This window comes from Pelotalea chapellei (assembly GCF_018531195.1).
Classification (GTDB): domain Bacteria; phylum Desulfobacterota; class Desulfuromonadia; order Geobacterales; family Pseudopelobacteraceae; genus Pelotalea; species Pelotalea chapellei.
This window is the reverse complement of sequence record NZ_JAHDYS010000006.1, coordinates 201,326-227,906: the sequence shown is the minus strand read 5'-3', so window position 1 is coordinate 227,906 and position 26,581 is coordinate 201,326. Positions and strand designations below refer to the sequence as shown.

The 26,581-nt window shown below is 48.9% G+C and carries 20 protein-coding genes and 2 riboswitches; of the genes, 12 read left to right on the top strand and 8 right to left on the bottom strand.

Annotated elements, in window-relative coordinates:
- Nucleotides 1-150 precede the first annotated feature (150 nt).
- The 9 genes from KJB30_RS08565 to KJB30_RS08525 all read left to right on the top strand — a co-directional run bounded on the left by KJB30_RS08565 (nt 151) and on the right by KJB30_RS08525 (nt 9,219).
- Nucleotides 151-1,128 (top strand): glycosyltransferase family 2 protein, encoded by a 978-nt coding sequence (locus tag KJB30_RS08565; protein WP_214298012.1) that lies wholly within the window; start codon nt 151-153, stop codon nt 1,126-1,128.
- Nucleotides 1,115-2,212, top strand: a complete 1,098-nt coding sequence (locus KJB30_RS08560; RefSeq protein ID WP_214298010.1) for a glycosyltransferase — start codon at nt 1,115-1,117, stop codon at nt 2,210-2,212. The genes KJB30_RS08565 and KJB30_RS08560 overlap by 14 nt, the downstream gene beginning before the upstream one ends.
- A gap of 9 nt (nt 2,213-2,221) precedes the next feature.
- Nucleotides 2,222-3,490, top strand: coding sequence for an O-antigen ligase family protein (locus KJB30_RS08555; RefSeq protein WP_214298008.1), 1,269 nt, complete (start codon nt 2,222-2,224; stop codon nt 3,488-3,490).
- 7 nt (nt 3,491-3,497) lie between these two features.
- Entirely contained in the window at nt 3,498-4,037 is a 540-nt protein-coding gene (locus KJB30_RS08550) for an arsenate reductase/protein-tyrosine-phosphatase family protein (protein WP_214298001.1), read from the top strand.
- Between the two features lie 36 nt (nt 4,038-4,073).
- On the top strand, nt 4,074-5,081 hold the full coding sequence (locus KJB30_RS08545; RefSeq protein WP_214297999.1) for a polysaccharide deacetylase family protein: 1,008 nt from the start codon (nt 4,074-4,076) through the stop codon (nt 5,079-5,081).
- Nucleotides 5,082-5,202: 121 nt separating this feature from the next.
- Nucleotides 5,203-6,402, top strand: a complete 1,200-nt coding sequence (locus KJB30_RS08540) for a carboxylate--amine ligase (protein ID WP_214297998.1) — start codon at nt 5,203-5,205, stop codon at nt 6,400-6,402.
- A gap of 70 nt (nt 6,403-6,472) precedes the next feature.
- Nucleotides 6,473-7,471: a class I SAM-dependent methyltransferase gene (locus KJB30_RS08535; protein WP_214297996.1), complete on the top strand. Its 999-nt coding sequence runs from the start codon at nt 6,473-6,475 to the stop codon at nt 7,469-7,471.
- Nucleotides 7,472-7,486: 15 nt separating this feature from the next.
- Nucleotides 7,487-8,482, top strand: coding sequence for a glycosyltransferase family 2 protein (locus KJB30_RS08530; protein WP_214298045.1), 996 nt, complete (start codon nt 7,487-7,489; stop codon nt 8,480-8,482).
- A gap of 2 nt (nt 8,483-8,484) precedes the next feature.
- The gene (locus KJB30_RS08525; RefSeq protein ID WP_214297994.1) at nt 8,485-9,219 is read left to right on the top strand and encodes a PEP-CTERM sorting domain-containing protein; all 735 of its coding nucleotides are present in this window, start codon (nt 8,485-8,487) and stop codon (nt 9,217-9,219) included.
- A 43-nt stretch (nt 9,220-9,262) separates the two neighbouring features.
- Here KJB30_RS08525 and KJB30_RS08520 read toward each other — a convergent pair whose 3' ends face one another.
- Together KJB30_RS08520 and KJB30_RS08515 are read right to left on the bottom strand one after the other, a co-directional pair.
- The gene (locus KJB30_RS08520) at nt 9,263-10,090 is read right to left on the bottom strand and encodes a polysaccharide lyase family protein (RefSeq protein WP_214297992.1); all 828 of its coding nucleotides are present in this window, start codon (nt 10,088-10,090) and stop codon (nt 9,263-9,265) included.
- Between the two features lie 70 nt (nt 10,091-10,160).
- Nucleotides 10,161-11,111 carry a hypothetical protein gene (locus tag KJB30_RS08515; RefSeq protein ID WP_214297990.1) on the bottom strand — a complete coding sequence of 317 codons (951 nt, stop codon included), beginning with the start codon at nt 11,109-11,111 and terminating at the stop codon, nt 10,161-10,163.
- A 274-nt stretch (nt 11,112-11,385) separates the two neighbouring features.
- Nucleotides 11,386-11,462: riboswitch (cyclic di-GMP riboswitch) on the bottom strand.
- 193 nt (nt 11,463-11,655) lie between these two features.
- Between KJB30_RS08515 and KJB30_RS08510 the strand changes: the two genes are divergently transcribed.
- A complete protein-coding gene (locus KJB30_RS08510; RefSeq protein ID WP_214297988.1) occupies nt 11,656-13,560 on the top strand; it encodes an LTA synthase family protein in 1,905 nt (634 codons plus the stop codon).
- Between the two features lie 287 nt (nt 13,561-13,847).
- Here KJB30_RS08510 and KJB30_RS08505 read toward each other — a convergent pair whose 3' ends face one another.
- Nucleotides 13,848-14,978 carry a glycosyltransferase family 2 protein gene (locus KJB30_RS08505; RefSeq protein ID WP_214297986.1) on the bottom strand — a complete coding sequence of 377 codons (1,131 nt, stop codon included), beginning with the start codon at nt 14,976-14,978 and terminating at the stop codon, nt 13,848-13,850.
- A gap of 13 nt (nt 14,979-14,991) precedes the next feature.
- Nucleotides 14,992-16,125 carry a glycosyltransferase gene (locus KJB30_RS08500; RefSeq protein ID WP_367618954.1) on the bottom strand — a complete coding sequence of 378 codons (1,134 nt, stop codon included), beginning with the start codon at nt 16,123-16,125 and terminating at the stop codon, nt 14,992-14,994.
- A gap of 437 nt (nt 16,126-16,562) precedes the next feature.
- Nucleotides 16,563-16,656: riboswitch (cyclic di-GMP riboswitch) on the top strand.
- Between the two features lie 120 nt (nt 16,657-16,776).
- On the opposite strand from KJB30_RS08500, the gene KJB30_RS08495 reads away from it, so the two are divergent.
- Nucleotides 16,777-18,825, top strand: coding sequence for a DUF4082 domain-containing protein (locus tag KJB30_RS08495; protein WP_214297984.1), 2,049 nt, complete (start codon nt 16,777-16,779; stop codon nt 18,823-18,825).
- 177 nt (nt 18,826-19,002) lie between these two features.
- Here KJB30_RS08495 and KJB30_RS08490 read toward each other — a convergent pair whose 3' ends face one another.
- Together KJB30_RS08490 and KJB30_RS08485 are read right to left on the bottom strand one after the other, a co-directional pair.
- A complete protein-coding gene (locus KJB30_RS08490) occupies nt 19,003-20,109 on the bottom strand; it encodes an acyltransferase family protein (protein ID WP_214298041.1) in 1,107 nt (368 codons plus the stop codon).
- Nucleotides 20,110-20,539: 430 nt separating this feature from the next.
- Nucleotides 20,540-21,313 (bottom strand): PEP-CTERM sorting domain-containing protein, encoded by a 774-nt coding sequence (locus KJB30_RS08485; RefSeq protein WP_246545581.1) that lies wholly within the window; start codon nt 21,311-21,313, stop codon nt 20,540-20,542.
- A 475-nt stretch (nt 21,314-21,788) separates the two neighbouring features.
- On the opposite strand from KJB30_RS08485, the gene KJB30_RS08480 reads away from it, so the two are divergent.
- On the top strand, nt 21,789-22,787 hold the full coding sequence (locus KJB30_RS08480) for a sugar phosphate nucleotidyltransferase (protein ID WP_214297983.1): 999 nt from the start codon (nt 21,789-21,791) through the stop codon (nt 22,785-22,787).
- A 34-nt stretch (nt 22,788-22,821) separates the two neighbouring features.
- Here the strand turns inward: KJB30_RS08480 and prsR are convergent, their stop codons facing one another.
- Both prsR and prsK read right to left on the bottom strand, forming a co-directional pair.
- Nucleotides 22,822-24,237 (bottom strand): PEP-CTERM-box response regulator transcription factor, encoded by a 1,416-nt coding sequence (prsR, locus tag KJB30_RS08475; protein WP_496198531.1) that lies wholly within the window; start codon nt 24,235-24,237, stop codon nt 22,822-22,824.
- 12 nt (nt 24,238-24,249) lie between these two features.
- The gene (prsK, locus tag KJB30_RS08470; RefSeq protein ID WP_214297981.1) at nt 24,250-26,298 is read right to left on the bottom strand and encodes an XrtA/PEP-CTERM system histidine kinase PrsK; all 2,049 of its coding nucleotides are present in this window, start codon (nt 26,296-26,298) and stop codon (nt 24,250-24,252) included.
- Nucleotides 26,299-26,581 lie beyond the last annotated feature (283 nt).

The window sequence follows — 26,581 nt, the reverse complement described above, 5'->3', positions numbered from 1 at the left end:
AAAAACATGGTGCCGTGGGACCCGAATTTCATGCAACACACATAACACCTCTTGACACCTAACACAGTTGCTCTCCCACCAGGGGGAGAGGGAAAAAATCCCCCCTCCCTTCGATGGGAGGGGCCGGGGGAGGGTGCAAAGGATGGTCGCATGATCAGTGTCATAATTCCTGCATACAATGCGGAAGCCCATATCTCGGAGGCGATTGCCAGCGTCCAGTCCCAGAGCTTTAAGGACTACGAAATCATTGTAGTCAATGATGGTTCTACAGATGGAACTGCTCAGATAATCCGGCAGCAGTTTCCCAACGTGAGGTTCTTTTTCATCAGGAACAGCGGCGTTGCAGCGGCTCGAAATTTCGGTATTTCCGTTTCAAAAGGCGAATTCGTGGCATTTCTGGATGCCGATGACCGATGGCTGCCTGACAAGCTCGAGAAGCAGGTTGCTCTGTTTGATGACGCCAGGGTTGGCATGGTCTTTACCGAGAACCTCTTCTTCAATAGCGGCGGCATTACTGCAGAGCGGGCGCACAAAAGGGAGCGGCTGATGAGTGGCGACCTTGTCAGGAATATCTTCCTTAACAGCTATGTGGTCACCTCAACGGTGATGATCCGCAAGTCCGTACTCGATGACGTCGGATGCTTTGAAGAGGAACTGATGGTTGCTGAAGACGATAACCTGTGGATGCGGATTGCGATGAACTACGGGGTGAAGCTTCTGGACGAGCCTCTGGTTCTTTATCACCTTACCGAGGGGAGCCTGAGCAGGACGCGCGGGAATATCATGCCTGCAATCAGGGCACATATCGAACTGCTGCAGAAAAAGTATCCCGAAATTCTCAACCGGATTGGTGTCAGAGCCATCAAACTCAAATACAACGATCTGTATTTTTCCGAAGGCTATCATCATTTTTCACAGGAAAAGTATCAAGAGGCCAGAGGGCATTTCCTGCGAAGTTTTGTGTTTTGTCCGTGGAAGATCAAATCCCTGGTGTACGCATTGGCGTCATTTCTTCCTCCAGCCGTCATCGGTGTGGTCAAGGGGGTGAAGCGTGCAACAGGGAGGCATGATTTGACTCAGAAGGGAATGGAACTGGCAGAAAAGGGAGCCACAGATGAGGGTGCTTAAGATAATTCATACCCATGGTCATGGCGGCGCGGAGAATACCTTTCGATGGCTTGCCTGGGGACTGCAGCGTCAAGGTGTTGAGGTGATTGCAGCCATTCCCCGTGCCCGGGACCCGAAAAGAGAAAACTGGATCGCACCTGCATTGGAGGAGTTGGGAATTTCCTACGTAACCTTCGACAAGTCCGGATCACCCTGGCAGCTGTTCAAGAACTTGTCGGAAATTATCAAGCAAGTACAGCCGGACATAGTTCATTCACATCTGCTGGACTCTAACTTCTACGCAGCTCTGGCTTGCAGCAAAAACTCCATTCCCCATATCTGTACTGAGCATGGCGATATATTCCTGAGCAGCTCTTCCCGCACACGGCTTAAATATATGGCCATATCCCGCCTGAGCAGCCTCGTTGTCTGTGTGTCCGAGGCTGTGAGGGGTGGTGCTGCCCGCAGAATAGCCAAAAGCAAGCTGAAAACAATCTACAACGGCATCCGCTTTATCATCCCCGGTGTATCAACATTCCGTCAGGAATTCGGAATTCCCGAGTCAGCTGTGTGTATTGGTGCGGTCGGGAACCTTTACCCGGTAAAGGGGCACACTTATCTGATTACCGCATTCTCCCGCCTTCTTTCCAGACAGCCGGAAACTCGTCTGGTGCTGGTTGGTCGCGGAAGTGAAGAAAAAATGCTCCGGGACCAGGTGGCTAGCCTGAATATTCCGGAAGACCGTGTCATTTTCACCGGTTTTCGCGGGGACATAGAAAATATCCTTAACAGCCTGGATGTATATGTGCAGCCGAGCCTTTCGGAAGGCCACCCGTTGGCAGTTCTTGAGGCCATGTCTCTTGGACTGCCGGTGATTGCATCACGGGTTGGCGGACTTCCGGAGCTGTTCTGCGATGAGACTTTCGGCACGCTTGTTCCTCCGGGATCAAGCGATGATCTGCATGAAAAGCTGCTTGAGTATGTAGATCAGCCGGATCGGTTTCAGCACAAGGCAACCCTGGCACGTGATCATGTGCTCAAGGCATATTCGATAGAGGAAATGGCAGGCAATTATATAGCTTGTTATCGCCAGGCAATGGCGTAGGAGAGGGCCATGAACACAGAAATGGTTGAGAACCGGACGTACCTGTTGCCGAAAAGCTCTGAAGGTATCGATGTTAAAAAAGGCGCAAACATACCTGTTTATCTGCTTGTCCTTTACTTGATCATTGAATATGGCAGGCCTCAGTTTCTGGCCCCTGTAAAACCGGGTCTTGTGCTGCAGTTTCTGCTGATTCTCTGCCTCTCAACCCATACGGAACAGGTGCGCCGCCTTTTCAAAGAAAAATACTTCATGTTGTTCGTGACGTTGCTCCTGTTCATGTCGGTGCACGTCTTTATTGCAACCAACAACTTTTGGGCATTCGTCTGTTTGAAGACGCTCTTTTCCTATCTCATCATCAGTATTTCCTGCTGCGTATTCCTGAATAACACACGCAGATTGAGTGTGTTCCTTTTCTCCTTTGTGATGGTTGTTGCCCTGTGTTCGGTTAATAGAATTTTAAAAATTGATTTTCTGGGGTTTACAGGAAGCGGAGTGTTCACTGATGAAAACGATTTTGCCCTGGCCATGAATGTTGCCTTGCCGTTCGGTTTTTTTCTGGGACAGATGGAAACAGGGGTTAAGAGATGGATCCTGTGGAGCGCCTGCATTGCGCTGGTGCTTGGTAATGTGGTCAGCGCATCACGAGGAGGAATCATCGGGCTGGCGGCGGTCGGTTTTGTCTGCTGGTGCTACTCCAAACACAAGGTCAGCAGTTTTTTTGTGATAGTGGCAGTGGCAATGCTGGCCTGGGGATTTGCGGATCCGGAGTTCAAGCAGGAGGTTTCCGGGATCTCGATTGACAGTGCCGAAAAGGATACCGGCAAAGACCGCATTGAACTTTGGAAAGTCGGTTTGAAGGCTTTTGCCGCCAACCCCATTATCGGCGTCGGACAAGGGAACATTCCCATCGTTATCAACCAGTATCAGTACGACAGTTCAGGAAAAAGTTACTGGGACAGGGACATGTGGGGCAGGGCTCTGCATTCGGTATATTTCACGCTTCTCGCTGAGCTGGGACTGGTCGGGACCGTGCTGGTCGGATTGATGTTCCGGGAGCTGCTGCGAAAACACCGAAAGATTTTGAACACAAAAGTATCTCCCGATAATAAGGCTTATGCCGTGGGCCACCTTAACCGGGCCTTGATGACCAGCCTGTTCGGATTCCTGGTTACCGGCATTTTTCTGTCCGTATTCTATTACCCACCTTTATGGAACATTGCAGCTCTCTTCATGACTCTATCTCTGATTGCAGGTCAGAAAGAGAGCGAACCTGCATGAGGTTTTCATGATTACAAAAAAGCAGTGCAGAAGATGGATAAAGAACATTGCCCAATCGGTCCTGTACCATTCGTCGTGCAGCAGAGCCGTGGTGAACAATCCTCGTTCTGTGGTGTTCGTTTGCAAGGGAAATGTCTGCAGAAGCGCGTTTGCGGAATATTTCATGAAAGCAAAAGTGGAAGCCAGTACGATGCACATCCGTTCCTGCGGTCTTGATGTCAGGGTGCGCTCGGCCGCACCCGGTGCAGCATTGTCCGTGGCCAGGCGCAAAGGTCTTGACCTTGAAGATCATCTCTCCAAAGGGGTGGAGTTGTGTGACCTTGAGAATGCGGATCTTATTATCGCCATGGAATACTGGCATTACCGTGCTCTGACAGCAATGTACCCTCACAAGAAAGAATCAATCAGGCTGCTGCGGGAATTTGCTCCCTTTCCCGAGAATATCCTCTGCAACATCAATGATCCATTTGGGCAGGATGAAAGCAGATTTGAAAAGTGCTTCGCTCAGATTGAACGAGCAGTTTCCAATGTTTGCGCGAAAATATGAAGCATATGGGGACTCTCTGAGATGGCAGGGTTGAGTATGACTCTGAAGAGAGTTACTGCCGGTTTTCTATCGGCAAGTGGCCTGCTTTCCGTAGCGGAGCGTGTCCGTTTTACAAACAGGGCGCCGGTCTTCATGTATCACCGGGTCCTGACTGGACGGGACACTGAATCAGGTTATGTACAGCCGGGAATGTTCGTATTGACCGCCTCCTTCCGTAAACAGCTCATGTATTTATCCAGCAGATTCCGGGTGCTATTTCTGGAAGAACTTGTCGAGCGGATTTCCAAGGGCAAAAAAATCGGAGGTTTGTGCGCCATTACCTTTGACGACGGGTGGCGGGATAATTACAGCGAAGCTTTTCCTGTACTCCGGGAGCTCGACATACCTGCCACAATATTTCTGGCTACAGGATTCATGGGCACCAAACGTCTTTTTTGGCCTGAAGAAATGTTCCTGCACCTTGATCGCATGAATCTGATCCTGTCACTGCCGGATAATGCGCCTGCCCCGCTGCAACATTTCTGTAATGAGACGCGTTCGTTATCACGTGAAAATCGTGAATCCTTCCTGGAAACGATCATCGCAATCATGAAAGGTTACACCCCAGCCGAGCGGCAGGAGATCCTGTCGTATCTGCGCACCATGCACCACAACGGTGCCGAAATCCGGCATATGCTCAACTGGGAGGAAATACGTACGATGAATGAAAGCGGTCTTGTGCGATTCGGCGCCCATACCGTCAATCATGAGCTGCTCGATCAGCTGCCGCACTCCCAGGTGCGTGAGGAAATTGCGGTTTCGCGTTCACACATCGAGACATGCATTGGGAAAAGGGTAGGGCTCTTTGCCTATCCCAACGGAAACACTACTGCCGGCATTCGAAAGGTCCTGGCTGAAAATGGTTTCCATGCAGCCGTTACTACCCGAAGGGGCTACCTGGAATCGGAAGGATCTCTTCTTGAGGTCCCGCGCATCGGAATTCATGAAGATGTAAGCTCAAACATCCCTCTTTTCAGGTCGCGAATGCTACTGCCGTTTTTTTGAGGAAAACCACCCCTCTCCCCAGCCCTCTCCCGCTGAGGGGAGAGGGGGCAAAAGCTCCCCTCTCTTTATGGGAGGACCCAAAGGGGCCTAAGGGTTGGGGGAGGGTGAGGCAGGTGACTAAATGAATGTGCTGGTAACTGATGGAGAAAACAGATCTGCCCTGGCAGTTACCCGCTCCCTTGGGCGTAACGGTTGTACGGTCATGGTTACGGAAAGCGTCGCCGGCTCCATCGCCGCCTGTTCGAGGTATTGCAGTTATGCTTATCAGGTTCCCAATCCCATGGAAGATTGCGACGGATATGTCAGTGCGATTGCTGCGCTGGTGATCAGAGAAAATGTCGATGTAGTCATCCCGATGACCGAACAGTCTGTGTACTGCCTCAATCGAAACCGCGAGCTTTTGGGAAAGAATGTCATTCTGGCCTGTGCTTCGTCCGACCACATGGATGCTGTATCAAACAAGTTCAAATTGTTTCAGTTGGCCTCAAATATAGGCATTTCGATTCCGCAGACCCTGTTTATTGATGGCCAGGATGAGTACCACAGGCAGAAGGTTTCAATCACCCGGTACCCGGTGGTGGTAAAGCCGGCTTTTTCCAAGATCCGCGAGGGGGACAGAATCATTTCTGCCGGGGTGATGTATGCCTCAAATGCTCAGGAACTGGACCGTCTGTATGAGGCCAGGCCGGTGCTGCGTTATCCATCGCTGATTCAGGAACTGATTGTGGGGGAAGGAACCGGTCTTTTCACCCTGTTTGATCACGATCGTCACCTGGCGTTGTTCGCTCACCGCAGGATTCTGGAAAAGCCACCTTCCGGAGGGGTGAGTGTGCTTTCTGAGAGCATACCGCTGGACAAGCAAATGGTTGAAGATGCTGAAAAACTGCTCTCGGCCGTAGATTGGACCGGAATTGCCATGGTCGAATTCAAGCGGGACGTACGGGACGGCAAGGCAAAACTCATGGAGATTAACGGCAGGTTCTGGGGGTCGCTGCAGTTGGCGGTCTCCTCCGGCATTAATTTCCCTGTGCTCAGTCTCGAGTATCACCTGGGAAGAAAATTGGAGCAAACCTGTCGCGATTACCGGACCGGAGTTCGTCTGAAATGGCTTTTCGGCATGCTGGACCATCTGATCATACGACTTAAAAACAGGGGACCTTCAGCCGCAATGCCTGTGGACATTCCCCCGGTCATGCAGGTGATGCGGGACCTGCTGGTGCCGGGAGGAGCGAACACGGCCGGCGATGTATATGACTTTGACGATCTGCAGCCATTTATTTCAGAAGCCAAGTCCTACTTCAGAAATGTAGCGGGCATATGAGCAGGAAGCACATGTGCCGCCACATAATTTATGATGCGTATTTTGATTACAGTCATTCTGGAGCAATGCCATGAAAGAAGAGCGCAGTCACATGCTCGACCTGCTCCGATTCAACAAAGGATTTTCTTCACCCGAGGAGTGGGTCGACTACGGCATACAGCACAATTTTAAAAGGGTTCGAGCAGATAAACTGGATGCCTGTCCGGACTGCAGTTCACGTTCATCCCGTTCCGTTGGACAGTTCATCTACTATTCAACCTTGGTAAGGCTGCAATTGTGCATCGACTGTGGACTGATTTTCGCGGACACGCGCATCGACAGCCAGGTCATACAATCCCACTTCGAGAATGCCTACAAAGATGAACACTATTTTCTCAGGAGAAGGCGTCGCGTATTCGATCAGCTTGCCTGCCTGATCAGCCGGGCAGCACCGAGGGGAGGGCGGGTTCTGGATGTCGGAGGTGCAAAGGGACATCTGTTGGCGGTGCTGCAGCAGCAACGACCGGATCTCGGTCTTGTTCTCAATGACCTTTCAACGGAAGCATGTAATCACGCAGCTGAGTGTTACGGCTTTGAGGTAATACCGGGTGATGTGAATGCGCTTGAACGAGTCACAACCAGATTTGATGTGGTGGTGATGAGTGACGTGGTGTATTACGAGCCGGATTTGAAGAAACTGTGGGCACTTCTGCCACGCCTGCTTGCACCTGGCGGAAGTATCATTATCAGGATGCCGAACAAACTTTCTCTGATCAAAGGCTGGCAATTATTTCTTCGCTTCAGTGGTCGGGAAAAGATGTGCATGCAGAAGCGCATCAGGTTCTTCAATCCCGAACACCTGTATGTCCTTTCCCGCTCCTACCTGACTAACAGGTTCAAAAAGGCAGGCTTCAGCCAAATCCGTTTTTTACCATCGGAGTTGCTTGTCCAGGAGCAGGAAAATATTCGATATCCTCTTTTTTACTCGGTTGCAAAGGCTGTATCACTTATTTCCCTGGGGGCAATCGTACTTACCCCCAGTTATGTAGTGATTGCCAGTGCGTCCGAAACCACGGTTGCTAATGACTGAAAAGCGGAGGCTTTTATCATTACGAAAGAATTCTCGATCATCATACCTGCCCTTAACGAGGAGGAGCACATCGGTGGCGTGCTGGAATCCATCAGGAAAAACCTGGAAGGGAAATTCCAGTACGAAGTAATCGTAGTTGACAACGGATCCACGGATCGCACCCTGGATATCGCTCATGACAACGGTGCCATCTGTCTGCATGCACCGGGCTGTTCTATTTCCACCTTGCGAAACATGGGGGCACAGAATGCTTCCGCAGATATCTTCATTTTCATTGATGCAGACGTATATGTGACCAGGGAGTGGGGGGAGCAGATCGGGCGGGTGCCTGTCTTGCTGCAGCAGCGTCCGATGTTGATCACCGGTTCTCTGTATGGGATCAGCGAAGAGAATAACTGGATCGAACGAATCTGGTTTGCGCCTCGCACCACGCGCAGTGAGGTGAGCTATATCAACGGCGGGCACTTGATTCTTCATCGACAGACTTTCCTGAGCGTGGAGGGCTTTGCACCCCACCTGGAAACCGGCGAGGACTGTGAATTTTGTGAGCGCGCCAGGGCCAGGGGAGCGACCATTGAAAACAACCCGGCATTGAAGGTTGTACATGCAGGTTACCCCCGTACCATAAAGCGATTCTTTGCAAGGGAGCGCTGGCACGGCCGGGGAGATTTTCATTCAGTCGCCACGTTGATCGCTTCCAAACCTGCATTGATAAGTCTTTTGAACCTGGTCATGCTGATGGCCTGCCTCGCTTTTCTGTTTTTTTCTACGCTTCCCTGGTTTCTGCCAATCCTCTTTTATATGGCGTTTTTGATGGGAATATCGCTTGCCTCTGCATTTCACCGTCAATCCGGTGCAATCAATGCTGAGCTTGCAGGGGCAATGTTTCTGTATATGATTTACATAACAGCTCGAACCGCAGCTCTGGTTGATGTTGTGTGCCGTCGGGTGATTCATCATCGTCCAATCTTACCAACCGAAACAATTATCCCCCACGGCAAAGGAGATTGAAGATGATCCGATTGAAGTTGTTTGCCCCGCTGGCCGCACTCTGTCTTTCTTTGTTCTGTCTGCCCGCCCCGGTCCAGGCCAATCTGCTGACGAACGGTGATTTTTCCAGCGGGAGTTCGGGATGGGGATTGAGTGGCTCAGCGGCAGTGACCGACACAGCCGGGCTCCCAGCCAGTTATAACAATAGGTGGGATTTGAGCTCCTGGCAGAACTCCATGAATGGGAACTTTATTTTGATGGAGGGAGGGGGAGGGCTTGGTACTTCTTTAGAACTGGCGGATGTGAGAGCACTGCAACCTTTTTCCTTATACATGGACTATTCCATTGCCTGGGAGTTAGTTAATCCGGTTGGCAGTCTTAATTATGGTTATTTTTATGTCGAGCTCATGGGAAGAAATGCCGCTAATGGTATTAATTATCCTTTGATGCCCTTCAGCAGCGAAATTGATTGGATCAGTTCAGCTGAAATCACGAAAAATGTTCTGACTGGCACACTTTTCGTTCCTAACCTGAGCCTGGGTGTCGAAGGATTGTTCGATCGGCTGACTGTCAGCCTGCTGATGGTTAATCCCAACCAGAGCCTATTCCAGATCGCCGGGTTTGATAATGTCAGGCTTGAGTCGGCAGTCTCCAGCGTTCCGGCCCCTGAGCCTTCCACCATTCTGCTGCTTGGTGTGGCGCTGATGGGTACGGTTATTGTGGCGGGAAAACAAAAACGCAGAGCAACAAGGTCGTAACCATGCTGCCCTGCGTCAATTGTCTGCTGCGGTAAAAGTTTTCCTACTTGGAGATGATCCTGAATCCTGTGGGTGCTGCCAGGGTAGTTGTGCCGGTGCCGGTTCCGCTGGTCGGTCCGATCATTGGACGGCCTGCGCTATCCTTCTGGGAAGGGGTTGTGTTGGTCCAGATAAAGTCATCGATGTACTGGGTCTGGTTCTGGGGAGAACCGCCATTCCAGTTGGACATGATGTAGGAAAAGTCGGCATAGTCACTGGTTGAGTTGATGGTTCTGGCCGTGTCCTCCAATATCAGGACGCCGTTTTTCCAGATCCTGAAGGTGGCACTGCCGGTGGAAAGTTTAACGTACATTTCGATGGTCTGCCATTTGTCCACATCGAATTTGGCACTGGTCAGTTTTTGAACACCAGCAGGTTCATTTGAAAGAACAATGTTGCCAGCCGCATCGGCAAAAACCGAAAGATAGCCTACGTTCCCGCCACTCGCATTGGCAATGTGTGCGCCTCGAAGTACTTTGATGACCGGATTACAGGCCCAGTTCCAGGGAGAAGCGAAGTAGAAGTTCCCACGAGCCCAGATTTCCCCACCATTTCCCACTGCACCAGGAAAGGATACGTATCCCATGACCCCGCCGTCGCCGGCGGCATGGTACATTTTTGCAGCTTTTGAGCCACCGGAAACTTTGTCTGTTGTAATTGTGGTTGATCCCGAGGCGACCTCGAAGGCGGTACTTCCCTGAGCAATAGATCCGGTGCCTTCGTTTTCAAAAGTGGCAGTTCTTGTCCATGCAAATGCCTGCCCTGCGGAGAGCAGAGTTACTATCATTAAAGCCTGAAGTACGTAAGATACAGTTCTGGTTCCTGCTGTCATATATTCTCCTTTACAGCATATTTACAACATTTCCACTCCAAAGGTGGGAATGTCTCGGTAGGTTTTTGGACTATTTGCTGATAATTCTCAGATTCTGCGGGGCGGCTATGGTTGATACGGTGGGGGGTGCCGTTGCCACAGTCAGATTATCGATCCAGAAGGACTGACTCACCGGTGATCCGACGCCGATGTAGGGTCCGATCAGCAGTTGATTGAATTTCATGTCCGGATACAATCCTGTGCGTATAACCACGTTGCGAGCGTCAATGACGGGCTTTCCGTCATAGAGGTACTGAATGATGCCATCTTTGGCGGCTTTACCGTTGACGATGCTGTTCAACTTGATGTAAGCCTCCACCTGGTGCCAATCACTTTTGTAGGTGGAGCCGGTTGCATCGGAAAACATCACCGAAGGAGAACGCCACCATTTGCCGTTCCAGTAGGCGCTGCCATTGGCATAACATTCTCCATTGCCGTATCCGTCACTGTCGCCGTTACATCCACCTACACCACGTTTTTCGGATGTTGCAGTAAGATCCTTGCCGATGTTGGCCATATCTATGTTCATTCCATCTTGTATCCCTATCTGCGGTTTTCCTTCGTTTTGTTCCACATAGGCGGTCAGGTGCGTGTATGAAAGCCCGGACCAGTCACTATCCTTGTTCGTCAGAAGGTAAAATTCATGGGGGTGATAGTTGACGTTGGATCCCTGCCAGTTGGAGCTGTACTTCACGTAATAGCTGATATACACGGAATCCGATTCGGTGAATTTTTTTCTCATTGATGTGCCCAGGTTGTCCGGGGTCGTGGCGCCCGCAGCAAAACGCACTTCCAGTGATTTGGTGCTGTTGGCAATGTGCTCAATGCTGGAAAGCTTGGGGGCAGTACTGTCGTACCAGCCACGTGCGCTGAAATTGCCATCTTCAAAGTTTTCCTGAAACAGGGTAGCGCTAAAACCCGGTGAGGTTGATCCGAGCATGACTGTTGTGCAGAGCAGGCACAGACCATAATGTTTTTTCATTTGCGACTCCTTTTCCATGCTCAAATTCTGCATGGGGTATATCACATTTTGTAAAGCGTCAGCCTTCTGACCTGACTGATGCTTTTTGTACCGTTCCCATTTCCCGATGTCCCTAGGAGAATGTCAGGAAAGAAACGTGTGCCCCAGTGCTACTATTTGGGGGTTCATCGCTGCATCAATAATGCAACAATACGTGATTACTTTTTTCCGGGCTGTGATTCGTATCATACAAAAGACAAAAAAAAGCCGGGGCCAAATACCATGTGTCTGGTATTTCGGCAACCCGGCTGTCTCGTTGAGACCCTGTAGGCTTTCCGCCCCATCCTTGCGGGTGGTTTAGTAGTATCGTTTACCTGTTGCTATATAAAAGTGGGCTCCTGTATAGCATCAGCAGTAATTGAATAGCTGTGACCCGCATCACACCTCAGCCGGAAAACACTCCAAAACAGGTGATTCATTTTAATGATCACTTGAATCTGATTGTTTTATTTCAGTTGAACGATTACCGTGATTATTGATAGTCATTTTTCCTGCAGGAGCACACATGTCGCAACGCCGCATTGGTCTCGTAACCTTGGTCTCTTTAACTTTTTTGGCCATTTCAACAGCCATACGTATTCTGCTTTGCGCAATGACCCCAAAAGGGGCTGGTCTGAGCTTTGCTTTTCTGCTGAAAGTGATGGCTACCGGATTAGTCTTCGATCTGGCAACGCTGTCATATGCTCTTCTCCCTGTGGCGCTCTATCTGCTTTTGGTGCCCCGGCGATTCGCCACTCAACAATGGCACCACTGGCTGGTCCGATCGCTTTTCACTTTGTTCACAGCGGCTTTAATTTTTGATGCCTGTGCCGAATACTTCTTTTTCGACGAGTTCAGCACCCGTTTTAACTTCATTGCGGTGGATTATCTTATCTATACCAATGAGGTCATCGGAAACATACGGGAGTCCTATCCGCTGACGCCGATTTTTATCGGCATCGCGATTGCCGCACTCTGTACTGTACTGCTTCTGCGTCGCCGACTCGATCAGGCTGCATCCATCACATTTCGTGGGAGTTATCGCCTTACGGGAGCGTTGTTGCTGATTCCTGCTGCTATTTCTCTTGCGTTCATCAATGTGTCCCAGTCTGCGACATCAAGTAACAATTTCGTCAACGAAATTTCCGGTAATGGCATTTACAACCTGATTGCCGCTTTCCGCCACAATGAGCTAAGCTTTACCCGCTTTTATCGGACCCTGCCTGAAAAACAGGTGCTGGCACGGTTGAAAACCCTGGTTGCAGAGCGGAATAATCATTACACCAATCCTGATTCGGATCGGTTCACCCGGAAGATACATGGTGAAGGAGGAGCGGAAAAACGGCTTAACCTGGTCGTGGTTGTGGAAGAGAGTTTGAGTGCCGAATATCTGGGGACCTTTGGCAATAAGGAAAACCTCACTCCTAATCTGGATCGGCTTGCCGGAGAATCAATGCTGTTTACCAATCTTTATGCCACCGGTACCCGCACTGTCAGAGGGCTTGAGGCTTTGACACTCTCCATACCGCCTCTTCCCGGCACATCTATCGTCAAACGTCCCAACAATGGAGGGTTTCGCTCCTGGGGCGAAATCATGAAAAACAAGGGTTACGACACCAGGTATATCTATGCCGGCTACGGTTATTTTGACAATATGAACGCTTTTTTCTCAGGCAATGGATTTTCAATAGTGGACAGGGCCGCTTTTGCCAAGGAGGAAATAACATTTACCAATATTTGGGGAGTTTGTGACGAGGATCTCTTCAAGAAGACAATACGGGAGGGTGATGTTTCCCATGCTGCAGGAAAACCTTTTTTCTCAATGGTTATGACAACGTCCAATCATCGGCCCTATACCTATCCGGCTGGCAAAATCGATATACCATCGAAAACCGGTCGTAATGGTGGGGTAAAATATGCTGACTATGCCATCGGTAGTTTTATTGCCCAAGCCAGCAAGAAGCCATGGTTCAAAGATACCATCTTCGTATTCGTGGCTGACCATTGCGCCAGCAGTGCGGGAAAATCGGACATTCCGATAAAAAAATACGAGATTCCCCTGCTGGTATACGCGCCTCATCATATCAAGCCGGTTCGCATGGAACGCCTGATGAGCCAGATCGATGTGGCACCCACTATTCTCGGGCTGATGAATATGAACTACGAGTCGGATTTTCTGGGACAGGATGTCCTGAAAGATTCGGGGCAAGCTCCGCGTGCCTTTATCTCCACCTATCAGAAATTGGGTTATCTGACCGAAAACCAACTGCTGGTACTCAGACCCCGCAAATATGCCGCCCGGTATCAGGTCAACCGTGGTTCAGGAGAGTCCAAGCCATTGCCACTGGAAGAACACTTGCTGGAAGATATGCTGGCCTATTACCAGGGAGGGGATTATGTCTATCAACATCGATTGAATCGTATTCGTTGAAAAAATAATGAGTTATGTTCCTGGTGTGCTCCCTCCCTTTCAAGGGGAGGGCAGGTGTGGGGATGGGGTATAGAACCCAAAGCCTTTTGCCTCACGAAACTTCCTCGAAAAGTCCGGATTTAAAGGCTTGATTATAAACCTGAACTAATCGTGAAGCAGAAAATGTTTTTTTTGCTTTTGAAAACATAAGCTTATCATAATCAACCCCATCCCCATCCTAGCCTTCCCCTTGAAGGGGAAGGGACTCAACCTGAAACTTACCCTTGAATTTTGATTTTCCTGCTCACTCACCGCTGCGTTGGCGACCACATGACCATGCGCTTTCCCCTGACAAACTGCCACCACGCCACCAAAATGGCACTATTGACCGTCAGGAAGTAGAGCGGGATTTTCAGCAGCACGTTGGTCGGAAGTGTCTTGGCCAGCCAGCCGGTTATGGCGATAGCGTAGAATCCAAGGTGTATCAGCAGCAATGCTGTAAAGAAACCTGAGCTGAAGCTTAAGGTGATATGTGCTGCCAGCGCTGTAAAAAGGAACAAGGGAACCAGCCAGCGGAGCAGCTTATGGCAGAAATACTCGTAGGAAAAAAACCCGTAGCGAGCAGCATTAAGAAACTCAAGATTGTGAAACAGAACGGTCAATCCCCTCAATACGGTGCGCACTTTTCGGTCAAACTCCCGTCTGCTGTCTGAAATATCCTGGTAATATCCAATTGCTTCAGGATCGCTGATTCCTCTCAAACCAATTCTGATACTGGCCAGGACGGTTCTGAAATCACTCTGCATATCTCCTGAAAAATCGCGGCAGACCTCTTTTCTGGCTGCAAAGAAAGACCCACTCAATCCCACCAACGAGTAAACACGGGATTCCAGTTTCCTCAGCCACATTTCATACCTTACATAAAAACCTTCTCCGCATGGCTTGCCATCACGACCGATTACCCGGTCCACACTGCTGACACAGCCTACTGTCGGATCGGCAAAGTTCGACACGATCTGTGAAATCCCATGGCTGTCAAGGCGGGTTGCCACATCCGAAAAGACGATGATCTCACCGGATGTTCGTTGCAGTGCCTCTTTCTGAGCATTTTCCTTGCCTCGTCTCACCGGACATACGAACAGTTCGATGCCATGCTGAGCATAGCTTTCCACTATCTCGTGGGTTCCGTCAGTAGAGCCGTCTGACGCTACTATGACCTGCAGCTTTTCACGTGGATAATCTATTTCGAGGGTATTTTCCAGTTTCTCCCGGATGCGGCGTTCTTCATTGCAGGCAGTGATCACGAGTGAAACATGCGGCTGGTAAGCTTCTTTTTTAACAGGCCTGGAGCTAAACAGGCTGATAAACTTGAGTGTCAGCGGGTAGCCGAAATAGGCATGAAATACCAGGAGCAGGGACAATATCAGTATGATTTCCATCTGGTAGAACTCCTTATTGGATCATTGTCCGGCAATAAAGCCGATAGTAAGCGTCAGCCATGGATTGTGCGGAAAAGGCGTGTTCTATTCTTTTTCGAGCTGCAAGTGACATTTTCCTTCGCAGATTTTCATTTCCTTGAATCAACAGGCATTTTTCCGCAAAGCTGTGCGGATCACGGTCTGGGATCAAAAATCCTTCCACACCGTCATTGATGATTTCTTTAAATCCACCCACTGCCGGCGCAATAACAGGCAGTCCCCTAACAAGCGCCTCCAGAACAGCCATGGGAATTCCTTCGTGGATCGAGGTGCTCATGTACAGGTCCAATCCCTCGTAAAAGCTGTCCATGTCTTCCTGATGTCCGCGCAGCAGAAAACTTTCCTTCATGTCCAGATGTGTGATGAGTTTTTCCAGCAGTGCCCGTTGCGGGCCATCACCGGCCAGTTCAAAACGTATTTTCTCGCGGGACCGTTTTGCCACTGAACTCGCAACCTCACACAGTAATGGGTAGTCTTTTACCTGGAAGAGCCTTCCTGATGATCCGATTACAAAATCCACCGCAGTCTCATCTTTTTTTGCAAATGCTTCAGGTAACTCAATGCCGTTGTGGATGATTTCCACCCGGTCCTCTCTAAATCCGGGTTGACCGAGAAGAAAGCTTTGAACATCCGCGGAAACCGCAACTACCGAGGAAAACATTTTTGCCAGCAGGTGAAGGTGAATTTTGGCGATCGAACGTGCTCGAAATGAAATTTTGTTGCCGTAGTGCTCGGGAAGGCCGTGCTGGGTAGCAACTAGTCTGATGTGGTTTTTTTCCCCTCTTGCAAGCAGAGCGAGAATGTTTTCCTTGTAACGGTGCGAGTGGATGATGTCGGGGGACCATCGCTTCAGCAGGGCTCGAGACTTGTACAGGATCTGGTGGAAGGAGTGTTTTTGTTCATCAATGACATGAACATTCAGGTGATTCTTTTTGAGGCAATCTGCCAACTTGCCGTTATTGAGCAGAAGTACAGACAGCTCTATTCTGTCATCTGTTTGCAAGCGCCTGAGCAGAGTGAGAGCCATGACTTCCGCACCAGCCCATAGGTCACCAGAGATGAGATGAAATACTTTTATTTTACGGCGAGGCGAAGTAGTGGGATGCACAGCGCGGTTCCTGTGGAGGACGAAATAGAATCAGAACCTTGCTTTCACTTTTGATGCCATAGGATTTGTCAGGTAAGTTGCTGTAAATGCGTGAATCATGCATTTGTTGCAATGTTACATTGCAGAACATGAGGAGATGCCCAATTCGTGGGAAATCCTTTGTGGGAGAGGGTTTGAATGGTTTTAAAAAATGTAACAACGTCAAATATCTAGCACATCTTACATATCACGCATGGGAAGTGTGTTTTTCGTGCTTTTTTATATTTCTGTGAGCTCAGTCACACAAAATTTGGAGTGTTTCAAGTAATACTTCCGACCCGACAGGCTACAGTTATGCCGGACCAAAAAGACAATAAAGGCCCTGTTAGCTTGTCAGTGACACCCGTCACATACGTTTTTTGTGGACCGATCAATAGTAGCGGTACATAAATTAACTGTTTCCGAAGAGGTAAACCCAGGGTAACCTGGGGGCACAAAGCTACGGATCCTGAAATTATCCTAGGCGTATTTCAGGACAGCCGAGTTGGCGAAGGAACGGTTTCCACCATGGGTTGTTTTTTACCACTATGGCGGGCTGTTTCTTTTTTTTTGCTCATGCAATTAGTGGTGAGCTAAAAGGAAAGTAGTAGCTCCGTACGTAAAGGAGCAAGTATGAAGTGTAGTAAATTGAAAGCTGTACTGTTTGCAGGCGTCTTGAGTATGACATGCAGTGCTGTAAGTTATGCCAGAGACATCACCTTGCAGTGGAACGCCAACACTGAAAGCAATCTTTCAGGCTATAAAGTCTATTATCGTGCGGATTCCTCCGCGACTCCCTTTAACGGAACCGGCAGCGGGCAGGGAGCTTCTCCCGTTAATGTTGCCAAGCAAACCACTGCAACCCTGACCGGTCTCGATCCTGCCAAGACATATTATTTCGCAGTAACCGCCTATAATACTGCAGGTACTGAGAGTAGTTATTCGAACATTGTAAGTGTTGCCGAAGGAGTTGCACCAACGGTTGCCATAACCGCTCCCGCGGCTGGTTCAACCGCCACCGGGACAATGTCGGTTACAGCCACCGCAACGGATAACGTTGGTGTGAGCAAAGTTGAATTCTACGTTAACGGCAGCCTCGCTCTCACTGATACCACAACTCCCTATGTATATTCCTGGAACACCACGGCGCTGGCGAACGGTTCATACACACTTATGGCAAAAGCCTATGATGCCGCCGGTAATGTGGGACAGTCGGCCAATGTCGTTGTTTCAGTTGCCAAGGATACTACAGCACCGACCGTTGTGCTTACCTCACCTGGTACCAGCACCACTGTGAGCGGCTCTGTCGCGATCAAAGCCTCTGCTAGCGATAATATCGGTATCAGCAAGGTTGAATTCTACGATAACGGCGTGTTGTTGAATGCTACCAACGTCAGTCCGTACAGCTATAACTGGAATACTGCTCTTTCAGCTAACGGCAGCCATACTCTGCACGTCAAGGCTTACGATGCGGCCGGCAATGTAGGGCAATGCGCGACCGGCGCGACAGTGACGGTCAATAACACCACCACACCACCACCTCCAACGGGCGGGACCACCTATACCGCTGTCTTTGGCAATGCCACCGGAGCAACGTATCTTAATACGATTGAGGACACTTTCCTCAACATCAATACCGAGCTGAATTCTACCGGTGTGTTCCTCAACGCTTATACCTGGCCAGCAAAGACACCGGCCAATGCCATTCTGATGAAATGGAATCTCTCCGCGTTGCCTGCGGGTGCGCAAATTCAGAGTGCAACGCTCAATCTCTACCAGATCGGTTGGAACGGCGACAGCAGCTATGCCATGCCGGTATCCAAGATCATCAACAAAGCAGCGGTCTTCAGCAAAGCCACAGGGTATACCTATGATGGAACCAATGCCTGGACAGCCAGCAGCATTCCATACAATAGTATTCCCCTGGCTCAATCTGATGTTGCTGCGCCGGTGGATACACCCAACATTGATGGAGTCAATGGCAACTACAAGAGTTGGAATGTAACCAGTCTCGTAAAAGACTGGGTGGCCGCTCCCAGCAGCAACCTGGGCATGATGATCAACTCGTCTAACGCTGCAAGCGCAGACAGCAGCCGGACCTTTGTATCCAGCGAGTCCGCCAATGCCGGTCAGAGGCCAAAACTCACGGTAACCTACACGTTGCCGACAACAACAACTCCGCCACCAGTTACTACCCCGCCAGTTACCACATACTATTCAATGTGGCCTAACACCACGGTGCCTTCGACACTGGACGCGGGTGCCGACAGCTCAGCTGAACTGGGAGTAAAATTCAAATCAGACGTTAGCGGTTACATCACAGGTATCCGCTTCTACAAGGCCAGCACCAACACCGGTACCCATACCGGAACTCTCTGGTCCAGCACTGGTCAGAAACTGGCGACAGCCACGTTCACCAACGAAACCGCTTCCGGATGGCAGCAGGTTAATTTTTCAACTCCTGTAGCGATTTCAGCCAACACGACCTATGTTGCTTCTTATCACGCCAATACTGGTCACTACAGCTTCAACACAAGCTACTTCGCTGGAAAGACTTTTGATGCCCCCCCTCTGCATGCCTTGGCAGATGGTGGAGTTTACAGCTATGGTTCTTCAACTGTATTTCCGACTTCAGTCTATCAAAGTGGAAACTACTGGGTTGATGTTGTCTTCAAACAATAAGCATTCCTGACAATTTGTCATGCAATGCAATGGCTGCCTTCCCCACCGGGGAAGGCAGTTTTTTTGTCTAATTTGTTTACCCCCTTTGACAAAGAGGGGTGAGAATTGATTGTGGCAGATTAGCTAAGGGCAGGTAGTGCTTCAGAATTTATGCAGATGTAAATACCGCTTAGAAAATCAGGTTTCTGGAGAACTTTGAGGTTCCCCTGTATCGGACTGGATCGGTATCATAGGCGTTTCCAGGTTGGTGAAAGCACCTGTATCAACCTTGGCAATTGAATACCAAGGCCACCGTGAGTGGAGCCATGCACTTAGTGGATGTACGAAAGACATTGCTGGAGCCTCAATAGTCTTGAAAGTGATAAAGCTGATCAGGATCAGGAGAGGGGTACAGCCCAAAATAACGAGCCAGTATTGTAGGGGAGTTAAAGCGGCAGCCGCCTTGAAACCTATCAGGAATTTGAACACAACAAACAACACCATTCCTTGCAGGAGATACATTCCATAGGTTAATTCCCCTAAAAGGCGGGAGACGGGGATAGTCAGCAAGCCAAATATATTATTGCCACAGGCAATCAAGGCAAATACCACAGACAGTAAGAGAAGGGGAATAATGCCATAAGCGGTACGAGAACTGATTACCACAACAACAAGGCACGCCAGGACCACTGTGGACGCGGTTGCAGAAGAAGCGCGGCCGCGGAGATAGTCGGAACGCACCAAGTAAACTGCGGCAATGCCAGCGGCAAATGATACAAAATGAATCCGCGCCAGATGCATGTGAAGGACTGCAATGGCTACTACAGCCGAACTAAGGAGAAGGTATGGTATGGGTACTGAAACCTGTAAGGCAAGTGCCAGCAAAGGTAAAGAAAAGTAGAAGACCCACTCATATCGCAATGACCATGTAACACCGGCTATTACAATATTAGTTCCGTCAATTCCATTTATATTTGGGCTACCCAACGCCGTAAAACTGATCCAGTGTAGGGATTCTTTCAGTAGCGTCATGGGTGGCTCGTTTACCATGATGGCGATGATCAGGAAAACGAGTGCTACTGCAAAAAAGTACAGAGGTCCAAGTCTAAGTACCCTTGAAATGTACAATTTAGTCCAGTTAATGGGTTTTTTGCGGCCTTCCAGCAGTTTTGAATAAAACAGAAAACCGCTTATCATGAAAAACAGCGCTACGCTGCTTTGACCAAAGTGTATATACAGGTTCGAATCGGGAGGCCCCCAACTGCCGTTTCTGAGATAGAAATACCAACTTGTGGCGTGATGCAGAGAACACGAAAAAAGCTAAATAACCACGTAGGCCATCGATAGAATCGTAGCGTCCGCCAGCCGTTTCAATTGTCGCCCAGTTTTTGAGAAAAGATAGGGTGATTAGAGCGACTAAGAGAGCTGCAACGGCTGGAAATGGACTGAGAGCATGCAATGTAGACCTCCATCCAATAAAGGGGTGTTTGAAAGTTATTTAGAAATGCCTGAAAATTATTGCATAGGTTTGGAGATACGCAAGACTGGTGGGGCGGACCCGGTACGGTAATCGGTAAGACTGAGAAAGCCGACCACATGCTATCAAAGCAGCAACTGTTGGGTGGATGCGGTCCTCAAACAATAAACATACTGCAGGTGTAAAGAAATGAGGGACGCTGAAGTAGTGCCCCTCATTTTTCATTTATTACCTGGTGACCGCGGAAGCTTCTACACTTCAGGCTAATTTCATAGACCGCTTTCTCCTGGCATATATGCCGACGCCTGCTAATCCGGCAACAAGCAGGATGCAAGAAGCAGGTTCGGGAACGGGGGCTGCATTTGAATTTGCGGGCAGCACTTCAAGATCAATATTATCGATGCCCACGATATAGTTGTAACCAAACGGGTTCCAAAAACTTACCCAGATCTCGAATTGTTCATCGTAAGACTCCGCGGTAGGCCCAATTCCCCGTAGAAAATAATCCTCTGATAGCTTCACTGTGCCGGTGAACACCTGTTTCTGTGGGGTGGCACTCCACATCGGTTCACTATAGACAAGATAATATTTTCTGCTCTCATTAAAATTCTTTGCAACCAGTTCAAGTCGAAAATATGCAACGGTATTGTATGGGGAATTGAGAGCATCCGAGGCCACTGCGTAGTCATATGATAGAGAAATGGGACGCGAAGAGCTGGATAGTGGAATTGTAGTAGTGAAATTAGTACTAGTTTGAAGGTAAGAAGAAGCTTGCATAAGAGCAAAATTTCCGTTCATTACGCTGTTCCACGATGTCAGGTCCCAGTTGGTCCTCCACTCCTCTGGTAAGCTTGCCATGGTTGCTATGCTGAGATTACCGGAAGTATTCCAACCTTCAAAGGTTCCTGTGGAAAAATCACCGTTGGTAATGATATTCGCTCGCACCCCGTCCACAAGGATAACGTTCAGAAATACCGACAGAACTAGCGCCATAAACGTCGTACCTAACATCGTACGTGCAACAGATCTCATAACTGAACCTCCTTGGTTGGAATTTTTTTAAAGTAGCACAATATATTCCAAGTCTTAAATATCTGAAAAATATATAGAATATATTTAATTAAGTTATAAATTTGCTTGATGATGTAAGTGTTTTCGACATATCAGTCGGGAAATTTACATTGACGGCTTTGTATGAGATTGAAACACAGCGATTTTTCAAGAAAAAGAGGCGAATAACATGAAAGGAGAGCCGCCATAGTAAAGCTGAAGATCCTTTTCCTGGAACTGCGCAAAAAAGATAACAGCTTCAAGTTTTTTTGCCTTCTAAAACCTGCGTCATTACAGCTACTTCGGGCGGTCAGGCTGTTATTCTTTAGCGGTATCAATGATCTGGAAGAGTGTGATGTTTGGTAAGTAGCTGATTTTTGTGCTTTTTAAAGTCTGGCGCGAAAACTGAATAACAAAACACTCTCAGCATTACGAAATTCAGAAAAGGAGTGTCAGCATGAAGATAATGCTTCCAGTTGCCGGAAAAGGAACCCGCCTGCGTCCCCATACCCATACCAAGGCAAAATCACTTGTTCATGTGGCGGGTAAAACAGTTCTTGAACATATCATCAGTCGTCTGACCGCACTGGAGGCAACAGAGTTCATATTTGTAATAGATGAAAACGGCGATCAAATCAGAGATTTCATGAAAAAGAATTTTCCGGCGTTGCCGTGCAGTTATGTGGTCCAGAAGGAACGTAAAGGGCCGGCACACGCTGTTTCGCTGGCAGCACCACTTATCAAGCGGGGTGATGATCTGCTGATAGTCTTCAATGACACCATATTCGATACCGATCTAAGTTTGATCAACGAGCTCTGTGCTGATTGTGACGGTTTGATCTATTCGAAGGAGGTTGAGGATTATCAGCGTTTTGGGGTGAATGTCGTCTCAGAAGGCTTTATTACAGGAATGGTAGAAAAACCTGAGCAACCTATTTCAAAGCTTGCCCAAGTGGGCATGTATTATCTGAAAGACGCAGCTCAATTCATGGATTATCTGGACCAGACTATTGCTGCCAAGGAAATGGTCAAAGGGGAATATTACCTGCCGCCGGTCTTCATGCGTATGATGCAGGACGGCTGCATGTTCAAAGCGCCGGAGATTGATGCCTGGCTGGATTGCGGCAAGCCGGACACACTGCTGGAAACAAACAGCTATCTTTTACTGGGACGCCATCACATTCATGGTCAGGTAGAAGACACGGTGCTTATCGAACCGGTTCATATTGAAAAAGGGGCACTTGTTCGCGGATGTATTCTGGGTCCCAATGTTTCAGTCGCAGCAGGCAGCGTCATTGAAACCAGTATCGTGCGTAACTCGATCATCAATAACGGCTCACTTGTCAGGAATATGATTTTGCATCACTCGATACTCGGAGATTCGGTGCAACTGGTCAGTTCCGCCCGCCGGATGAATATCGGAGATCATTCTCTGATCGAAATGCAGATGGAATGAATCAGTAACCGCAACAGGAGCTGACGCTGCTTTTTCAGGCCAGCTCCTGTTCAAGTTGTTTCAGTATCCCGTATTTCTTGACCAGATCATATAGAGTAGGCCTGCTGATTCCCAAAACTTCAGCCGCCTTGGCCATGTTGTTTCGCTGTTTTTTTATGGCGGCGATGACCATTTCCCGTTCGACCATTTCGCGGGCATCCCGTAGAGACAGCTTTGCGGATGTGATGAAACGCTCCTTTACCGACTTGTGTGACAGATCCAACGATTCCGGCTCAAGGATCGCTGATTCAGACATAAGTACAGCTCGCTGCACCTTGTTCTCAAGTTCCCTCACGTTTCCTGGCCAGGCATAGGATTCCAGCAATCGGATAGATTCCGGGCTGAAGCGACGTACTTTCTTCCTGAAGTCGCTACTAAATTTGCGAAGAAAATAGTTGGCCAGCAGCAGCAGATCGTCTCCCCGCTCCCGCAATGGCGGAAGATTTATGTGTATAACTGAAATCCGGTAGTAGAGATCCTCCCTGAATGTACCTGCTTCCGTGTCCTTGACAATGTCCCGATTGGTTGCAGCTATGATGCGGGCATTTACCGCGATATCCTCTCTCCCCCCCACACGTTGAATGTTCTTCTCCTGGAGGAAACGGAGCAGCTTGACCTGCAGATTCAGGGGCAGTTCCCCAATCTCATCCAGGAACAGTGTACCCTTGTGAGCATATTCTACCTTACCCTGTACTCTGTTATGTGCACCACTGAATGCGCCTTTTTCGTACCCGAAAAGTTCTGACTCCAGCAGGTTGGCGGGAATTGCTCCGCAGTTTATGGCAATAAAGGCTTCGGATTTGCGGTTGCTCAGGCCGTGTATTGCTTTGGCCACCAGTTCTTTTCCGGTGCCGCTTTCCCCGGTTACCAGCACAGGCACATCTGAACAGGCAATTTTCCGCATAGAGCAGAAGACTTCCTGCATGGCTGGGGATTGGCCAATTATGCCTCCTGGAGTAGGAGCATGTTGAGCCAGATTGCTCTGTAGCCTGCTGTTTTCTTTTTCAATTTCAGCGAGATGAAAGGCCCTGCTGAGAATGACCTTTAGCTCGCTGATGTCGATCGGTTTGCTGTAATAATCATACGCTCCACTTTGTATCGCACGAAAAGCGTGTTCTCGTTCATCGTTGCCGGTAATCACGATTACCTTGGTGGTCGGTGCCCTTCGGATAATATTTTCAAGACAGCGGAAACCTTCGTCAGAGCCATTCTCCTCAGGTGGTAATCCCAGATCAAGAGTAATCACCTTTGGGGAGTGCTTGTTGAAAAGGGCGAGCGCCTCCACACGGTCCGCCGCAATGAAAACCTCATAATCCTTACAAAGTCCCCAACGTAGTTGTCCCGCGATTTCCTTGTTGTCTTCGACAATGATTAGCTTTTCCATGAATTCCTTTCTATCCGACACTGACACGCTATCCCCTCCTCAGGCGATCTTTGGCAGCCATACCGTGAATTCAGAGCCCTTATGAAGTTTGCTGACAACCTGGATTGTACCGCCATGTGCCTCGATGATCTGCTTGCTCTGATACAGGCCGATACCAAGCCCTTTCTTTTTGGTACTGACAAAAGGAGAAAAAAGGGCGGTTCGCATGAAGTCTTCCGGAATGCCGCATCCTTTGTCGCTGACTTTTAAATAAGCAGTCTCGTTTTCACCTACCTCGACTGTTATCGTCTCTGTTCCATTGGTCGCTTCCACTGCATTGAGAACAAGATTGAGAACAACTTTCTGAAGTTCTTCCCGATCAGCCTCGGCGATGACCCTGGTGCCGGTTACCTGCAGGTTGGTTCCCTTGACCAGTGCTGCAGTTTCATGGGCAATCTGCAGCAGATCGACTGATGTTTTCTGAAGGTCATTTTTTTCAGGCAGATGTTTGAGGCGCATGATCAGTGCGTTCATTTTGAAGACAGTCTGTTCCATGGAAACAAGCAGGTCATTCTGGAATTCCGGTACGGTGATGTGCTCACGTGCGTTGGAAAGCATGAGCGAAATTGCTGAGGTCTGGTTCTTCAGGTCGTGCATGACAAAGGCAGATACTTTTCCAAGTGCAGCCATTTCGCGGGAACTGGCCAACTGGTGGGAAAGGCGCAAGTTGATGAGGGCAGAGGAAGCCTGTTTGGCCAGTGTTATCATCAGATCAAAATCTTCGTGTGAGTAGTGCTCCCTATCATTTAGGGGATTACCGAGCATGATGAAACCATCCATTTTGTCATGTGAATAAAGGGGGATGAGGAAACAGGCTTGATGCTCTTTAAAAAACGTTTTCTGTTCCTCATTGGAACCGACGGAAGGAATATGGCGAAGATCGCTGATTTGCCGGCTGCCGGCCAACTGAACAACAATGCTGTCAGTGACAGGGAAACTGCAACCCCTCAGTGGCGCTCTCATGTTGACCGTGGACAGGTATGAATCGCCCTCCTGATTGAGGGTGAACAGGGTTCCGGTCCGCATGCCGAACGTGTCGCAGAACCCGATTATTATTGAACTTAACAAGTCATCTCCAGTTGGTGATGCTGCCAGGCGATCAGTGAACTGCAACCACTGGTTACGATAATCATATTTATTCTGATAAAAATTCCGATCCACAAAAAGTCTGACCCTGCGTTTCGCGGTTTCAGACAAAAGCAGGGTAAAAAGTGCCAATCCACATACAAGCGCTAAGGTAAGTAGCAGGGCTCGCTGAAAACCGTCACCAAGGTGCTGCATTCCTTCCCCGAAAAGCCCGAGTATCACAAGGTACAGGCCGACTGAAAGCAGGACCACTGACCGATAGGCGATTTTCCTGGACACATAAACCTTTACTGCATTACCTCGCACCATTCTCGAATAGATCATCATGGTCAAAGAAATGATCAAAACCATTCCACGTGCGGGAGCCAACTGCATATTGATGGTTCTAAAAAGCAGGCCGTGACTGTAGTAGACGATAAGCACCGCCAGAAAAGCTCCAGCCCCCAAAACTTCAAATTTAATCTTCCAACGGGCCGTGAGTGTCGTGTTCAGTAGTGTAATTTCAAGATTCACCAAGGCTGTGATCAGGTAAATCAGGATGAAAAGATAAAAAATGAAGCCGGCATTATTCAAAAAAAGGATTTTTTCAGTCCCAAGATCAGGGGCATACACAAACGCGCTTAAAGGGAAGAAAAAGGCGAAGATTGCAAATAAAGGAGATATGGCAAGCAGAGCGCGCATCATCGGCGATATTGACCGGGGATTTTCCTGACGTGCATAGGTAAGGCTGAACCAGAGCAATGCAGGAGTGAGAAGGGCTTCAAATATGATCGACATCTTTTTCCAGAAAAACATCTGGCTCGGATCTGTGAGCGACAAGAGATCAAAAAGCTCCACGCCGGCAGCCACAATAACTGCAATTGACAGTTCAAGGGAGGGAATGGCCATGTTCTTCTTGGATCCTGTAATAAAGGGGAAAAGGATTGCATATGTGATGGCCGTAATGGAAATGGCTGATAGCATTTTATGTCCGTTTTTGAAGCAGTAGTTCTATTTCATCCCTTTTCATCTATCACGAATCATGCCATTCCATGTAATTGACAAAGTGTTAAAAAACAGTAGCTTATGGCTGCAGGGGCGGGTTGTTTTTTGTGGAAAATGTTAAGAGGATAACTCTTAAAAGGCCATAGTAGCTATGAGTCGGAGAAAAACCGGTGGTAACGTTGCGTAAAGATTTTTATTGCTGTTAGCTTTGGAGCAGAAGGCCAGATCGGGAAGGGAGGTCAATGAGGATGTCAGTCGACAT

What these genes read in the sequence shown, in the direction of transcription:
- KJB30_RS08565 (WP_214298012.1), top strand. Translation starts at nt 151, where the DNA reads ATGATCAGTGTCATAATTCCTGCATACAATGCGGAAGCCCATATCTCG.
- KJB30_RS08560 (WP_214298010.1), top strand. Translation starts at nt 1,115, where the DNA reads ATGAGGGTGCTTAAGATAATTCATACCCATGGTCATGGCGGCGCGGAG.
- KJB30_RS08555 (WP_214298008.1), top strand. Translation starts at nt 2,222, where the DNA reads ATGAACACAGAAATGGTTGAGAACCGGACGTACCTGTTGCCGAAAAGC.
- KJB30_RS08550 (WP_214298001.1), top strand. Translation starts at nt 3,498, where the DNA reads ATGATTACAAAAAAGCAGTGCAGAAGATGGATAAAGAACATTGCCCAA.
- KJB30_RS08545 (WP_214297999.1), top strand. Translation starts at nt 4,074, where the DNA reads ATGACTCTGAAGAGAGTTACTGCCGGTTTTCTATCGGCAAGTGGCCTG.
- KJB30_RS08540 (WP_214297998.1), top strand. Translation starts at nt 5,203, where the DNA reads ATGAATGTGCTGGTAACTGATGGAGAAAACAGATCTGCCCTGGCAGTT.
- KJB30_RS08535 (WP_214297996.1), top strand. Translation starts at nt 6,473, where the DNA reads ATGAAAGAAGAGCGCAGTCACATGCTCGACCTGCTCCGATTCAACAAA.
- KJB30_RS08525 (WP_214297994.1), top strand. Translation starts at nt 8,485, where the DNA reads ATGATCCGATTGAAGTTGTTTGCCCCGCTGGCCGCACTCTGTCTTTCT.
- KJB30_RS08520 (WP_214297992.1), bottom strand. Translation starts at nt 10,090, where the DNA reads ATGACAGCAGGAACCAGAACTGTATCTTACGTACTTCAGGCTTTAATG.
- KJB30_RS08515 (WP_214297990.1), bottom strand. Translation starts at nt 11,111, where the DNA reads ATGAAAAAACATTATGGTCTGTGCCTGCTCTGCACAACAGTCATGCTC.
- KJB30_RS08510 (WP_214297988.1), top strand. Translation starts at nt 11,656, where the DNA reads ATGTCGCAACGCCGCATTGGTCTCGTAACCTTGGTCTCTTTAACTTTT.
- KJB30_RS08505 (WP_214297986.1), bottom strand. Translation starts at nt 14,978, where the DNA reads ATGGAAATCATACTGATATTGTCCCTGCTCCTGGTATTTCATGCCTAT.
- KJB30_RS08495 (WP_214297984.1), top strand. Translation starts at nt 16,777, where the DNA reads ATGAAGTGTAGTAAATTGAAAGCTGTACTGTTTGCAGGCGTCTTGAGT.
- KJB30_RS08485 (WP_246545581.1), bottom strand. Translation starts at nt 21,313, where the DNA reads ATGAGATCTGTTGCACGTACGATGTTAGGTACGACGTTTATGGCGCTA.
- KJB30_RS08480 (WP_214297983.1), top strand. Translation starts at nt 21,789, where the DNA reads ATGAAGATAATGCTTCCAGTTGCCGGAAAAGGAACCCGCCTGCGTCCC.
- prsK (WP_214297981.1), bottom strand. Translation starts at nt 26,298, where the DNA reads ATGCTATCAGCCATTTCCATTACGGCCATCACATATGCAATCCTTTTC.